The following is a 12247-nucleotide window of genomic DNA, read 5'->3' on the forward strand; positions in this document are numbered from 1 at the left end:
GATAATCGTTGATTATACGCTTTCGGCTTTGTTTAGCGAGAGAGTTTAAAGGCTATAGGCCTGCTTCACTCTTTAGTAGTTCTGCTTTATCGGTTGCTTCCCAAGGGAATTCTTCACGACCAAAGTGGCCGTAAGCAGCGGTAGCTTTATAGATTGGACGCTCTAAATCTAGCATGCTTAAAATACCGTAAGGGCGCAGGTCGAAGTGCTTACGCACTAAAGCAACCAATTTGTCATCGGCAATTTTTCCAGTGCCAAAGGTATCAATACTGATTGAAGTCGGCTCTGCTACACCAATTGCATAAGATACTTGGATCTCACAGCGATCGGCTAAACCTGCAGCAACAATATTTTTAGCTACATAGCGGCCAGCGTATGCGGCACTGCGGTCAACTTTTGAAGGATCTTTACCAGAGAATGCACCGCCACCATGGCGTGCCATGCCGCCGTAGGTATCTACAATAATCTTACGACCGGTTAAACCACAATCGCCCATTGGACCACCAATTACGAAGCGGCCAGTTGGGTTGATATGGTACTGTGTTTTTTCGTTAAGCCACTGTGCTGGTAGCACTGGCTTAATGATTTCTTCCATTACCGCTTCACGTAAATCGGCAGTAGAAATGCTGTCACAGTGTTGAGTAGACAATACTACTGCGTCGATACCAGTGATAATGCCGTTCTCGTAAGCAAAGGTAACTTGTGATTTAGCATCTGGGCGTAACCAGTCAAGCGTGCCATTTTTGCGCACTTCTGCTTGGCGCTTAACCAGCAAGTGAGAATAGGTCACTGGAGCAGGCATGAGTACGTCGGTTTCGTTGGTGGCATAACCAAACATTAAACCTTGGTCGCCAGCACCTTGCTCTTCTGGGCGCGAGCGGTCTACACCTTGGTTAATGTCTGGGCTTTGTTTGCCCACAACGTTAAGTACAGCGCAAGAGTCGGCGTCAAAGCCCATATCTGAGTGGGTGTAGCCAATGTCGCGTACTGTTGAGCGAGCAAGTTCTTCGATATCAACCCATGCTGAGGTATTGATTTCGCCGCCCACCATTACCATGCCGGTTTTTACGTAGGTTTCACAGGCTACACGTGCCTTGGGGTCTTGCTCTAAGATCGCATCCAATACTGCATCAGAAATTTGATCTGCAATTTTGTCTGGATGACCTTCAGACACTGATTCTGAAGTAAATAAATGAGTAGCCATGTTTATATCTCGTAAATGAATTATATACGTATGGATGTTTTACCATCTGGACGTCTATTCTAAGTGAGGGCTGAGAGATTTGCTAGCGCTTATTAATGAAAATAATTCACATTGGCAGATTAGTTTTATTGTGTTTGCTCGATGGCAAGCCGTCTTTCACTTAAAGATATTGCTGAATGCGGTGGGACGTTTTGAACTAGCAGCCTTGCATGCTGGAGGTTGGTCTTTAAGGAAAGTACGGACCATTCTGAGGATTATGACTGCCAAGAAGTGCTGGCTGCCATTTTACGCTTGGATTATAAAGCACTTAGCCGCATCACTGATGCGGCTAAGTATTCAACTAACTTGAATCAACTCGCCTTATTTAACCTGAACTCGGGATAAGGAAGTGACGAAAACTCTAGAACCCAGCATTTAATTTAGCTTGATGTTTCTGGCGAGATAGTTTTGCTTAGTTCAAGGCGAAGCTGCGCGCCAATAGCTAGTCTATTGCAAGTAGCTGCAACACCGAAATAAGTAAAAATAGCCGCTAGAAATCGGTTTATTATCCCGAGCTCTGGTTATCTAAGGCTTACTAAGCTCGTGCTTAATCCAGTTGACCATGTTTTCTCTAGTTTCGAGTCCAGTTTTTCGGGCGATTTCTTTATCACCACGCACAATCACTACCACCGGTAGGGTAGATATTTGATATTTGCTACGAGCAGTCCTGTCTTCACTTAAATTGATCAGCTCAATTTTCTTTTCATTTTTCTGGTTATAAAGCATCACCAAATCAGCTTGAATTTTACTGTGATCGTTTCGGTCGTGCACAAACGAAACTAAGCGAATAGGGGGGCGAGGGCTACGTGTTAAGTCTAGGCATTGGCCTTTATCATTGTATTCCTTACATGACCAGACAAAGTCGTGGTACTTAAGAGCTTGCGAATAGAAGTATTGGCCAGCATCGAACTTCTTGATGCTAGGTATGTGTTTGGTTGTTTTACCATGTTCATCGCTGAAGCTTTCTATCACCCGGCTATTAGCCTTAAAGGTGGTAGTGTCAGTATTTACGGCAGCAAAAACTTGGCCGGAAAATAAAGCCACTATTAACAGTACAACTGGGCGGCGCATAAAAATTCCCTATAAAATACAAAGCCACTATTAATATCTTTGCCATTCTAGAACACTCGAGTCCGTAAGCCTATCGTATTTTTCTGTGATACCGTTCTCATTTTTAGAATGCTTAGTTTTTTCGGGGAATTACTTCTAAATCGTCCTTATTTGACTGCCATTATCAGCTCGACTCAGCCTAGTTTGGGGGGATGGCTAAGGCTGACTTGGGTATCTATTTATAGAGTCTATTTCAAATTAGCGCTGTTGCAGGGGCTCGCTGTCTAGGATTTTGTTCTCTTCCTTAACCAGCACTGGGCTATTGATTAGGCGGATTTGTGCGTTGAGTAATTGTTGCTCAATCAAGCTTGGCGAACGGAAGATGTATTTGGCTATGGCACTGGCACATAAACATGCGACTATGGCTGGAATTACTATTTCCACTTGCATGGTTTGCTCGGTAATCAGCAGAAATGCTGCCCAAGGTGTGCGAAACACTGCGCCAAACATCGCGCCCATTCCCACTATTACCAGCATTAAGTCGGCGCTGTTAGGAATGACATCACCAATAATGCTGCCTAAAATTCCGCCAATAACCAACATTGGTCCTAAGCTGCCTCCTGGAAGCGCAAAGGCCAGTGCTACAGTGGTGAGCACTATCCTAGCTAGTAGCCAAAGGTGCTGCTCGCCGAGGCCTAATTCCCAGTAAAGTAAACCGTTCGGCGTGATGGGTTCTAGCCCTAACCATTGTGGGTTGAGTAAGCCTGCTACTGCAGTCACGCTTGCTGCAATGCTAACTGCATAGTTGCGGTTTAGTTTGGGCATTGCGCGAATCAACTTCACCAATAAAGTGGCGAATAGGCCACATAGCATACCCAGTAGGGCAAACTGCGCTAAGCCATGCCACTGAAACGACTGCTGCGGTAAATCAATACTTAACATGCTGCCGCCGTGCAGCTGCGATATGACGCTTGCGGTAAAGGCCACTACGGCGATAGTTGCAATAGATCGCCAATTAAAGCGGCGCATTACCAGCTCATACGCTATCACTGTGCCTGCTAATGGCGCATTGAATAAAGCCGCTACTGCTGCGGCTGTGCCACAGGCTACACTTAAGCGTACTTGGCCTTCGGTTAAGCGCGCAGAGTAAGATAAGTTACTGGCAACTACCGCACTCAGATAACAAGCTGGGCCAACGATTCCAACGGCATAGCCTCCCCAGGTTAACAACAGGCCCACCGCAAATTGATACACCAGGTTGCCCCAGTGCAGCCGCCCCTCATCAAAGTGATAAGCCTTTACCACAAAAATTAAGCCCACCTGTTTATAACGAGTAAACAATCGCTCAAACAACAAGATGCAAATAGCGGCAATAAAAGGCAGCGAATAGGCGGGTAAAGGCGTGCTTAGTAGTTGGTTAGGGTTGAGGTGGGCGAGGTCACTAAATAACAAGGCCAAGCCACTAGAGAACAAACCAATGAATAGGTAAACAAAAAAGCTGCGGCTGCGAAAAGCAAAATTGTTAGCCATTTTTTGTCTAGCGTCCTTGTTTAGTTCTTATATCAAGACTTTATCACGAAGATTCAGACTGTAAATATGCGATTGCTTAAGCATTCAGCAGAAAAATTTCATAAAACTAAGGATTCTTTTTAGATAAATATTGAGTAACACCGTTGACTTTGTGACAATACGCGCCTCTCGATACCCTATAGCCCTAATATTTGCAGGAGAAATTCATGTCTTCTCGTCGTCAATACGCCAACGCTATTCGTGCTTTAAGCATGGATGCAGTTCAGCAAGCTAACTCTGGTCACCCTGGTGCACCAATGGGAATGGCTGACATTGCTGAAGTACTATGGCGCGACTTTTTGAAACACAACCCAACTGACCCAAACTGGGCAGACCGTGACCGCTTTATTCTATCTAACGGCCATGGCTCTATGTTGCTGTATTCTCTACTGCACCTTTCTGGGTATCAACTACCTATTGAAGAGCTTAAAAACTTCCGCCAATTGCACTCAAAAACTCCAGGTCACCCAGAGTATGGTTACGCACCGGGCGTAGAAACTACCACTGGCCCACTAGGTCAAGGTATTACCAACGCTGTAGGTATGGCGCTAGCTGAGAAAATTTTGGCTGCGCAATTTAACCGCGACGGTTTCCCAGTAGTTGATCACTACACTTACACCTTCTTAGGTGATGGCTGTTTGATGGAAGGTATCTCGCACGAAGCATGTTCTTTGGCGGGTACTCAAGGCTTAGGTAAGTTAATCGCATTCTGGGATGACAATGGCATCTCAATTGATGGTGAAGTAGAAGGTTGGTTTACCGACGACACAGTTAAGCGTTTTGAATCTTACGGTTGGCACGTGATTGGTGGTGTTGACGGCCACGATAGCGAGGCGATTAGCGCGGCAATTAAAGCTGCTCAAGCAGAGACTAAACGTCCAACCATGATTTGTTGTAAAACTGTGATTGGTTTTGGTTCGCCAAACAAATCTGGTAGCCACGATTGTCACGGTGCTCCACTAGGCGCTGAAGAAATTGCAGCGGCACGTGAGTTCTTAAACTGGCCACATGCTGCTTTTGATATCCCACAAGATGTTTACCAAGCTTGGGATGCAAAACCAAATGGTGAGAAATCTCAGTCTGAGTGGAACCAGTTGTTTGCTGGCTACGAAGCTGCTCACCCAGAGCTAGCGGCTGAGTTTAAGCGTCGTGTAGACGGTCAACTTCCAAGTGATTGGAAAGAGTTTGCCGATAACTACATTAGCGAATTGCAAGAAAGCCAAGCTAAGATTGCCACCCGCCAATCTTCTCAGAAAACACTAGAAGCCTTTGGCCCTAAATTGCCAGAGCTACTAGGTGGTAGTGCTGACTTAGCACCATCTAACCTTACTATGTGGTCTGGCTCTGAAGCGGTTACTGCTGAAGATGCATCAGGTAACTACATGCACTACGGTGTGCGTGAGTTTGGTATGTCGGCCATTATGAATGGTATGACCTTGCACGGTGGCTTAAAGCCTTACGGCGCAACCTTCCTAATGTTTATGGAATATGCACGTAACGCTCTTCGCATGGCTGCCTTAATGAAGCAACCTGCGATCTTCGTTTACACTCACGATTCAATTGGTTTGGGTGAAGATGGTCCAACTCACCAAGCGGTTGAGCAAACTGCAAGCTTACGTTTAACGCCTAACATGAGCACTTGGCGTCCATGTGACTCTGTTGAGTCTGCAGTGGCTTGGCGTCATGCGGTAGAACGCACCGACGGCCCAACCTCATTGATTTTCTCTCGCCAAGGCTTAGCGCCTCAAGCGCGTGATGCTCAGCAATTAGCTGATGTTGCTCGTGGTGGTTATGTACTTAAAGATAGCGCTGGCACGCCAGAGCTTATCTTAATCGCAACCGGTTCTGAAATTGAGCTAGCTGTAGCGGCTTACGAAGAACTAACAGCTGCTGGCAAAGCAGTACGTGTAGTGTCTATGCCTGCTACCGATGTATTTGATGCGCAATCAGCTGAATACCGTGAGTCAGTATTACCAAATGCTGTTCGCAAGCGTATTGCTGTAGAGGCCGGTATTGCCGACTTCTGGTACAAGTACGTTGGCTTCGACGGTAAAGTACTAGGTATGACTACCTTTGGTGAATCAGCGCCAGCTGGTGAACTATTCAAGCTATTTGGCTTCACTAAAGAGAACTTAGTGAGCATGGCTAACGAATTACTATAAGCTCGCGCTTGGTGTAATTCAGTAAAAAATAGAACCCTCTGCTAAGAGGGTTCTTTGTTTTAGCGTTATATAAAGGCGATTAGTATGCCTAATCAAGCTATTAGAGTAGCCATTAATGGCTTTGGTCGAATTGGCCGCAGTGTAGTGCGGGCACTGTTTGAATCTCATCGTCAGCACCAAATTAAAATTGTCGCTATCAATGAACTGGCAAGCCCAGAGGCCATGGCTCACCTACTTAAGTACGATTCTACTCACGGCACTTTTGCAGAAGATGTACTGCTGCAAGGCGAAACATTGTCGGTAGAAGGTCAAGTCATTCAGTTATTGCATCAAAGCGAGCCAAGTAGCTTGCCTTGGCAAGAGCTCGCTGTAGATATTGTGATGGAATGTACCGGTCGTTTTAGCTCGGTGGCCGATGCGCAAATGCACATTGACGCAGGGGCTAAAAAAGTTTTGTTTTCTCATCCTGCCGATCCTTGCGTAGATCAAACAGTGGTCTATGGTGTAAATGACCAGCTATTAAGTAGCAGCGATAAAGTGGTGTCTAATGGCTCTTGTACCACCAATTGCATTGTGCCGGTGATACAGGTCTTAGATGAAGCCTTTGGGGTTGAATGTGGTACTATTACTACAATTCACTCGGCCATGAACGACCAGCAAGTGATTGATGCCTACCATACCGACTTGCGCAGAACACGTGCTGCAGGGCAATCAATTATCCCGGTTGATACTAAGCTGGCCAAAGGTGTAGAGCGGATCTTGCCTAAATTTGCAGGTAAATTTGAAGCAATTGCGGTAAGGGTGCCAACGCAGAACGTTACGGCGATGGACTTAAGTGTAACATTGTGTAAAAAAGTTACAGTTTCTGATATAAATCAAGCCATCCAAGCAGCAACTTGCGGTAAATTAAGCGGCATCTTGAGTTATACCGAAGAACCATTGGTGTCTATCGATTTTAATCACGATAGTCATTCAAGCATTATTGACGGTTCACAAACCCGGGTAAGTGGCGAGCATTTAGTAAAAGTGTTGGCCTGGTGTGATAACGAATGGGGCTTCGCCAATCGTATGTTAGACACCGCAGAGTTAATGAGTAACACGGAATTGTAGGTTTAGCCATGCTGGCTAAACTGTAAGTTTAAATTGAAACTATAGAGGACAGATAATGTCAATTATCAAAATGACCGACTTAGATCTTGCAGGCAAACGCGTATTTATCCGTGCTGATCTAAACGTTCCAGTAAAAGACGGTAAAGTAACTTCAGATGCACGTATTCTTGCATCGCTTCCTACCATTAAGCGTTGTCTGGAAGCTGGCGCTAAAGTAATGGTTACTTCTCACCTAGGTCGTCCAACCGAAGGCGAGTACGCTGAAGAATTCTCTCTAGCTCCTGTAGTTAACTACTTAAACGACGCACTAGATTGTGACGTTAAATTAGCTAAAGATTACCTAAATGGCCTAGAGCTAAACACTGGTGAATTGGTTGTTCTTGAGAACGTTCGCTTCAACAAAGGCGAAAAGAAAAACGAAGAAGAGCTATCTAAGAAGTATGCTGCATTGTGTGACATCTTCGTTATGGACGCATTTGGTACGGCTCACCGCGCCCAAGCTTCTACTCACGGTGTAGGTACTAACGCTCCTGTAGCATGTGCTGGCCCTCTTTTAGCTGCTGAGCTAGAAGCACTAGGCAAAGCAATGGACAACCCAGAGCGTCCATTAGTAGCAATTGTTGGTGGTTCTAAAGTTTCTACTAAACTAACTGTGCTTGAGTCTTTATCTAAAATTGCTGACCAACTTGTAGTGGGTGGCGGTATTGCCAACACCTTTATTGCAGCTGACGGTCATAACGTAGGTAAATCTTTGTACGAAGCTGACCTAGTAGACACTGCTAAAAAGCTAATGAAAGAGTGTGCTATTCCGGTAGCTACTGATGTTGCATGTGCTAAAGCATTTGATGAAAACGCTGAAGCTGAAATTAAGAACGTTGCAGACGTTCAAGATGACGACATGATCTTCGACTTAGGTCCAGATTCTACAGCAGCACTTGCTGAAATTATTGGCAATGCTAAAACAATCCTTTGGAATGGCCCTGTTGGCGTATTCGAATTCAAAAACTTCGAAGCAGGTACAGCGGGTATTTCTAAAGCAATCGCAGAATCTGCAGGCTTCTCTGTAGCGGGCGGCGGTGATACACTAGCGGCCATCGACAAGTTTGGTATTAAAGCCGATGTTTCTTACATCTCTACTGGCGGCGGCGCTTTCCTAGAGTTTGTAGAAGGCAAAGTATTACCAGCTGTAGCCATGCTTGAAGAGCGTGCAAAAGGCTAATTACTTGATCGGGAGCTTGCTCCCGTTTTCTGTATTAGAATGTTCTATGCAGAAATGAAAAATTTTTAATCAATAAGACTAAATGGAACCATTGCTATGTCTAAGATCTTTGACGCAGTTAAGCCAGGTGTAATCTCTGGTGATGACGTACAGAAAGTTTTCGAAATTGCTAAAGAAAACAAATTCGCTTTGCCAGCAGTTAACGTAGTTAACACTGACTCAATCAACGGTGTACTAGAAGCAGCTGCTAAAGTTAAGTCTCCAGTTGTAGTTCAGTTCTCTAACGGCGGTGCTGGTTTCTTCGCTGGTAAAGGCGTTAAGTTAGAAGGTCAAGGTGCTCAAATCCTTGGTGCTGTAGCTGGTGCGAAATACGTACACGCTGTTGCTGAAACTTACGGTGTTCCAGTTATTCTGCACACTGACCACGCTGCTAAGAAATTGCTTCCTTGGATCGACGGACTACTAGACGCTGGTGAAGAGTTCTTCGCTCAAACTGGTAAGCCACTTTTCTCTTCTCACATGCTAGATCTTTCAGAAGAATCTCTTGAAGAGAACATCGAGACTTGTGCTAAGTACTTAGAGCGCATGGCTAAACTAAACATGACAATCGAGATTGAACTTGGTTGTACTGGTGGTGAAGAAGACGGCGTAGATAACTCTGATATGGACGCATCTGAGCTTTACACTTCTCCTGAAGATGTAGCTTACGCTTATGAGAAACTAATGGCTGTTAGCCCTCGTTTCACTATCGCTGCTTCTTTCGGTAACGTACACGGTGTATACCAAGCGGGTAACGTTGTTCTTACTCCTACTATTCTTCGTGATTCTCAAGCTTACTGTGCTGAGAAGTTTGGTATTGCTCCAAACGCGCTTAACTTTGTATTCCACGGTGGTTCAGGTTCTTCAGAAGCTGAAATCCAAGAGTCAATTGGTTACGGTGTTATCAAAATGAACATCGATACTGATACTCAGTGGGCTACTTGGAATGGTATCCGTGAATATGAAGCGGCTAACCGTGAATACTTGCAAGGCCAAATCGGTAACCCTAAAGGTGCTGACCAACCTAACAAGAAATTCTACGACCCACGTGTTTGGTTACGCGCTGGTCAATCAGGCATGGTTACTCGCCTAGAAAAAGCTTTTGCTGACCTAAATGCAGTAGACGTACTGTAATTTAGTCATCAAGACTTTATCAGTTAAGGCTCACTTCGGTGGGCCTTAATTGTTTTTTCTTTCTGAGTAAATCCTTTCAAACTAATTAATATTCTTGCTGTTTTATTTTTTGTAAACCTTTCTATACGCTTTTGCTGGTTCTCAATTCTCTATTTCTAAACAATTCCAAGCGTTTCATTTTTCTCGCTTTTAGTTCATGATTGTTTTACTTTAGCTTCATAAGATGATGAATTTACTCTAATTATTTTTACTTGATGTGGAAAATAATCTTGTGATTCAAGTGCTTATAGTGCTTGTTACATCTAGATTAGAAAAATTCATTCGTTAAAACTAGCGCTATTGGCTAAAATTTATACTTTAAGCCCAATGAAATAGCGTGAGTCGCGGGCTGCGGACAGCAAGCGTATCTAAAAAGATTGAAAGGAATAATCAAATGGAACAGAGCATTGCAACTTCAAGTGCAACGATTGTGTCTATTCAAGGGCAAGCGTTTGCCGTAGATGCCCAAGGTAGCATTAGACCCCTCCAACCGGGAGACAGTGTTGCGCCTGGCGAACTGATTATTACCTCTCAAGGGGCGCAACTCGGTTTTCATTACGGTGATGACCAATATGTGCTAGGTGATAATAGTGCTACTCAACTACCTGAGTTTGAGCCCAGCCAAGCACTTTCACAGTTAAACGCAGCCAATGACCTTGATGTAGAAGCATTGCAACAAGCCATTTTAGAAGGGGCTGACCCTACGGAGCTATTTGAAGCCACAGCTGCTGGTGGAACGCCGGCTGGCGGTGGTTCCTCTGCGGGCAATGGTGGATTTGTCACTATCGACAGAATTGGCGGAGAGACTATCGCTCAAGCTGGTTTTGATACCGCGGCTCCAGCGCTTAGCTCTGAACTAGTTGATACAGACTCTGATGGCGATGAGCCTTTAAGTGTTGTTTCCAGTAACTCACCCGATCAGCCAACGCCACCTGTTCCAAGCCCAGACCAAGCGCCAAGCATAAGTTTAAGTGTGCAAGCGATTAGCGAAGGGGCCGTAGATACCGACACTGTTGTGGCTACTTTTAGCTCTAGCGATCCTGATGGTGATCTAATCACCCATAGCCTAGTTAATGATCCTCAAGGCTTTTTTGTCATTGATGGCAATGAGATAAAACTAACTGATGCCGGGATTGCAGCAGTAAATGATGACCAGCTAAATCTAACCTCGTTAAACATTACGATCCAAGCTGAAGCCAATGGTTTGACTGCTAGCGATAGCGCCGACCTAAGCATCGCTCGTACCGACGATGAAGTTACGCCTCCTGTTGACCAAGGCCCGAGTATTACAGTAACTGCAGAAGCCGTGACCGAAGAGTCGGTATCTACCGACACGGTAGTTGCCAACTTCAGCTCAAGCGATCCAGAAGGTGATGCCCAAAGCTATACCTTACTCAACAATGACGATGGCTACTTCGTACTCGACGGCAACCAAGTCAAACTCACCGATGCGGGTGTGGCTGCGATTAACAATGACCAGCTCAACCTGACAGAACTTGAAGTCAGCGTAGAAGTGACAGCCAATGGCCAAACTGCCAGCGACAGTGATACCGCCGCGGTGAACCGTGTGGATGAAGGCCCAAGCATTACGGTGACGGCAGAAGCCGTGACCGAAGAATCGGTCGATACTGATACCGTGGTGGCTAACTTCAGCTCCAGTGACCCAGAGGGTGACGCGCAGACTTACGCTTTACTTAACAACGGCGATGGTTACTTCGTACTCGACGGCAACCAAGTCAAACTCACTGATGTGGGTGTGGCCGCGATTAACAACGACGACCTGAATTTATCAGAGCTAAATGTTAGCGTTGAAGTCACCGCCAATGGCCAAACCGCCAGCGACAGTGATACCGCAGCGGTTAACCGTGTCGATGAAGGCCCAAGCATTACCGTCACGGCAGAAGACGTGACTGAAGAGTCGGTATCTACCGACACGGTAGTTGCCAACTTCAGCTCAAGCGATCCAGAAGGTGATGCCCAAAGCTACGCCTTACTCAACAGCGGCGATGGTTACTTCGTACTCGACGGCAACCAAGTCAAACTCACTGATGTGGGTGTGGCCGCGATTAACAACGACGACCTGAATTTATCAGAGCTAAATGTTAGCGTTGAAGTCACCGCCAATGGCCAAACCGCCAGCGACACTGATACTGCAGCGGTTAACCGTGTCGATGAAGGCCCAAGTATTACGGTGACGGCAGAAGCCGTGACGGAAGAATCGGTCGATACCAATACCGTAGTGGCTAACTTCAGCTCCAGCGATCCAGAAGGTGATGCCCAAAGCTACGCCTTGCTCAACAATGGCGATGGCTACTTCGTCATTGACGGCAATCAAGTCAAACTCACCGATGCTGGCGTGGCGGCGATTAACAACGACGACCTGAATTTATCAGAGCTAAACGTTAGCGTTGAAGTCACCGCCAATGGTCAAACGGCTTCTGCTAGTGATACGGCTGATGTAATTAGAGTGAACGATGCACCTACCACCAGCAATGTGGTGTTAGACCCGGTGGCAGAAGATGCAGTGGGTGGTCGAGTGATCACCGAAGCCGAACTCCTGGCCAATGCCGCAGATATCGATAATGACTTAGCGGATTTATCGGTGAGCAACCTAAGCCTGACTGGTAATGGCACTCTCACCAACAATAACAATGGTACCTGGRCGTATACGCCAGCCGAGAA

8 protein-coding genes are annotated in these 12247 nt (G+C 45.8%); 5 read left to right on the plus strand and 3 right to left on the minus strand.

Annotation, left to right across the window (positions count from 1 at the left end):
- Positions 1–52: 52 nt before the first annotated feature.
- The 3 genes from metK to G6R11_RS20135 all read right to left on the minus strand — a co-directional run bounded on the left by metK (position 53) and on the right by G6R11_RS20135 (position 3823).
- Entirely contained in the window at positions 53–1204 is a 1152-nt protein-coding gene (metK, locus tag G6R11_RS20125; protein WP_163134845.1) for a methionine adenosyltransferase, read from the minus strand.
- Between the two features lie 564 nt (positions 1205–1768).
- Positions 1769–2314 (minus strand): hypothetical protein, encoded by a 546-nt coding sequence (locus G6R11_RS20130; RefSeq protein ID WP_163134846.1) that lies wholly within the window; start codon positions 2312–2314, stop codon positions 1769–1771.
- A 237-nt stretch (positions 2315–2551) separates the two neighbouring features.
- Positions 2552–3823: a chloride channel protein gene (locus G6R11_RS20135; protein WP_163134847.1), complete on the minus strand. Its 1272-nt coding sequence runs from the start codon at positions 3821–3823 to the stop codon at positions 2552–2554.
- A gap of 206 nt (positions 3824–4029) precedes the next feature.
- Here G6R11_RS20135 and tkt point away from each other — a divergent pair, with 206 nt between their 5' ends.
- From tkt to G6R11_RS20160, 5 genes are all read left to right on the plus strand, one after another.
- A complete protein-coding gene (gene tkt, locus G6R11_RS20140) occupies positions 4030–6024 on the plus strand; it encodes a transketolase (RefSeq protein WP_163134848.1) in 1995 nt (664 codons plus the stop codon).
- Between the two features lie 84 nt (positions 6025–6108).
- Positions 6109–7134 carry an erythrose-4-phosphate dehydrogenase gene (epd, locus tag G6R11_RS20145; protein ID WP_163134849.1) on the plus strand — a complete coding sequence of 342 codons (1026 nt, stop codon included), beginning with the start codon at positions 6109–6111 and terminating at the stop codon, positions 7132–7134.
- A 55-nt stretch (positions 7135–7189) separates the two neighbouring features.
- Positions 7190–8353, plus strand: coding sequence for a phosphoglycerate kinase (locus tag G6R11_RS20150; RefSeq protein WP_163134851.1), 1164 nt, complete (start codon positions 7190–7192; stop codon positions 8351–8353).
- A 96-nt stretch (positions 8354–8449) separates the two neighbouring features.
- Positions 8450–9526 (plus strand): class II fructose-bisphosphate aldolase, encoded by a 1077-nt coding sequence (gene fbaA, locus G6R11_RS20155; RefSeq protein WP_163134853.1) that lies wholly within the window; start codon positions 8450–8452, stop codon positions 9524–9526.
- A 433-nt stretch (positions 9527–9959) separates the two neighbouring features.
- Positions 9960–12247: retention module-containing protein (locus tag G6R11_RS20160; protein WP_163134860.1), on the plus strand; the 2288-nt coding region annotated here is incomplete at its 3' end.

This window comes from Agarivorans sp. Alg241-V36, from assembly GCF_900537085.1.
In the GTDB taxonomy this organism is placed as follows: Bacteria; Pseudomonadota; Gammaproteobacteria; order Enterobacterales; family Celerinatantimonadaceae; genus Agarivorans.